The sequence below is a fragment of the Mesorhizobium sp. M7A.F.Ca.AU.001.01.1.1 genome (genome assembly GCF_004022735.1).
In the GTDB taxonomy this organism is placed as follows: domain Bacteria; phylum Pseudomonadota; class Alphaproteobacteria; order Rhizobiales; family Rhizobiaceae; genus Mesorhizobium; species Mesorhizobium ciceri.
The window spans coordinates 1-2,257 of the sequence record NZ_RZPF01000899.1 but is presented as its reverse complement, the minus strand read 5'-3'; the positions used below and the strand labels follow the sequence as shown (position 1 = coordinate 2,257).

Annotated in this window: 4 protein-coding genes; all 4 read right to left on the bottom strand. The window is 63.0% G+C overall.

Features of this window, described 5'->3' with window-relative positions; all coding sequences use genetic code 11:
- Window positions 1-282, bottom strand: a 282-nt coding sequence (locus EN884_RS33640; protein ID WP_164895337.1) for an HPr family phosphocarrier protein, incomplete at its 3' end; no start/stop codon positions are given.
- Window positions 283-338: 56 nt separating this feature from the next.
- A complete protein-coding gene (locus EN884_RS33635; RefSeq protein WP_013529330.1) occupies window positions 339-719 on the bottom strand; it encodes a PTS glucitol/sorbitol transporter subunit IIA in 381 nt (126 codons plus the stop codon).
- A gap of 109 nt (window positions 720-828) precedes the next feature.
- On the bottom strand, window positions 829-1,830 hold the full coding sequence (locus EN884_RS33630) for a PTS glucitol/sorbitol transporter subunit IIB (RefSeq protein WP_013529329.1): 1,002 nt from the start codon (window positions 1,828-1,830) through the stop codon (window positions 829-831).
- A gap of 16 nt (window positions 1,831-1,846) precedes the next feature.
- The coding region (locus EN884_RS33625; RefSeq protein WP_281034863.1) for a PTS glucitol/sorbitol transporter subunit IIC at window positions 1,847-2,257 on the bottom strand (411 nt) is incomplete at its 5' end.

Genomic DNA, 2,257 nt, shown 5'->3' with positions numbered 1-2,257 from the left:
CTGCGCTTCCGCTTCATCATCGAGGCCGGCCCGCGGATTCTCGAGATAGCCGATCAGCGCCTCGAGCGCCTCGATGGCATCGGCGCCATTCGCCCGCACCGTGACTTCCTGGTTCTCCTTGACCGCCAGCAGCATCAGCTTGACCGAACTCTTGGCGCTGACCGCCTTGCCGTCCTTGATCAGTTCGACGTCGGATTCGAAGCCCTTGGCGAGCTTCACGAACCGCGTCGCGGGACGGGCGTGCAAACCTTCATGCACTCTGACGATGGTCGAGCGTTCCATGGCAAATACTCTGGTTTTGGGCGCCGCTCCCAACATGGGCCGCGGCGCGAATGCTGTCAGGCGGCGATGGTGATGATCGCGCCGGTCTTCAGGGCGGCCACGAGCGCTTGCGGATCGACTTGCGACGCACAGATCTCGCCCGGTCTCTCGGCCTCGGTAGCGCCGTTGAACGAAATGACGACATGACCCATTTCCAGCACCTTGCTCCACGCGCTGGAGCCGACCGCTGTGATAACAGCGGCAACCGGGCCGAGGGTGATCGAAGCGCCCTTGGCGGGCGCTCCGTCACTTGGTCCCTGCTCCGCCTTGTGGAGCACCGAAACCTCGGCAAGCTCCGGCGGCGAGCCATCCGCAAACAGGATGACCACGCCCCCTTCGGCAAGGTCCGCCACTTCGGGGCCGATGGCAGTGACCCGTGTTCTCAAAAGAACCGTCATATGGCGAACCTCATTTTCTCAAACTTTCCCTAGAGCGGTGAACCGCTCTATCTCTTTGTTTTGACGCAGTTTCCAAGGGAAAGCATTGTGCGCTTTTCCCGGAATTGCCTTAGAACACGATCAGGCTGACGACCCAGGCGATCAGCACCGAGACCGGACCCATGATCTGGCGGCTGATGAGCACCGCCGGAACGCCGATTTCGATCGTCTTAGGCTTGGCCTCGCCGAGCGCCAGGCCGACGGGGACGAAGTCGCAGCCCACCTGGGTATTGTAGGCAAACAGCGCCGGCAGTGCCATTGCCGGCGAAATCGTGCCGTTGGCGATCTGCGGGCCGATGATGGCGACGCCGATGACCTGCGCGATGACAGCGCCTGGCCCGAGGATGGGCGACAGGAACGGCAGGCCGCAGATCGCCGAGATGATCAGCAGGCCGACGATGTTGTTGGCCAGCGGACCCATCGGCTGCGCCAGCACATCGCCGATGCCGGTATACAGGATCAGACCGATGAGCATGGTCACGAAGGCCATGAACGGCAGCACGTTGCGGATGACCTGGTCGATGGTGCGGCGGCCGGCATTGAAGAAGATGCCGACGATACGTCCCATGACGCGGCCGATCGTGCTGATGAGGCCGATCAGCCCACCTTCGCTCGGCAGCGGCTGTGGTGCCGCGGTCGCATTGTTGTTTGAACTCATCGCTGCTGCTCCCCCTGCAGTCGTGATCGTTTCGGATCCGTCCGCCATTGTGATGTTGGCCGGCTTCACGCCCGAAACGTAGATGTCCTCGGTGATGAACTGGGCCAGCGGCCCGGATTGACCGACCGGCGTCAGATTGACGGTCGGGATACGTTTGCGCGGATAGACGCCGCATCGTGCGGTGCCGCCGCAATCGACGACGACAACCGCCATCTCGCTTTCGATCGGCGGTGCCCTGAAGCCGTCGACGGCCTCGGCGCCGGTCATGTCGGCGATGAGCTGCGCCACCGGGTGAATGCCACCACCGGTGACGGAAACCACCTTGCTGCGCTGTTCGGTCGGCTCGATGATGAGCGGGCCACCCCAGCCGGTTTTGCCCTGGGAGATTTTTACGGCTTTATATGTCTTGGCCATGATGTCCTCCCCGCCCTTACAGCTCGACGCCTTGGCGGCGTGCCATGATCGCGGTGATGCGTTCGGTCAGCATGCCCTTGAGCAGGATGACGACGAGGCCGACGATGGCGTACCAGATCGCCACCTTGACGTGGTAGCCGGCGACGACGACGCCCTTCTTTTCCAGCTCCAGCAGCGCGACGAGAATGCCACCCCAGACGAAATACTCGCCGGGATTGATGTGCGGGAACAGGCCGAGCGGCGGGTGCACATAGGACACGGCCGCGGCATAGAAGGCTGGCTTGTGCTTTTCTTCCAGGAACGATCCGAACGTATAGGCCATCGGATTGGTGAGGAAGAACACCGCCAGCAGCGGCAAAAGCGTGTAGCGCGTCAGCGCGATCCGGCCGGCGCCGCGCGCCAGGCCATGCACGCGCTCTTCACCGAC

What these genes read in the sequence shown, in the direction of transcription:
- EN884_RS33635 (WP_013529330.1), bottom strand. Translation starts at nt 719, where the DNA reads ATGACGGTTCTTTTGAGAACACGGGTCACTGCCATCGGCCCCGAAGTG.
- EN884_RS33630 (WP_013529329.1), bottom strand. Translation starts at nt 1,830, where the DNA reads ATGGCCAAGACATATAAAGCCGTAAAAATCTCCCAGGGCAAAACCGGC.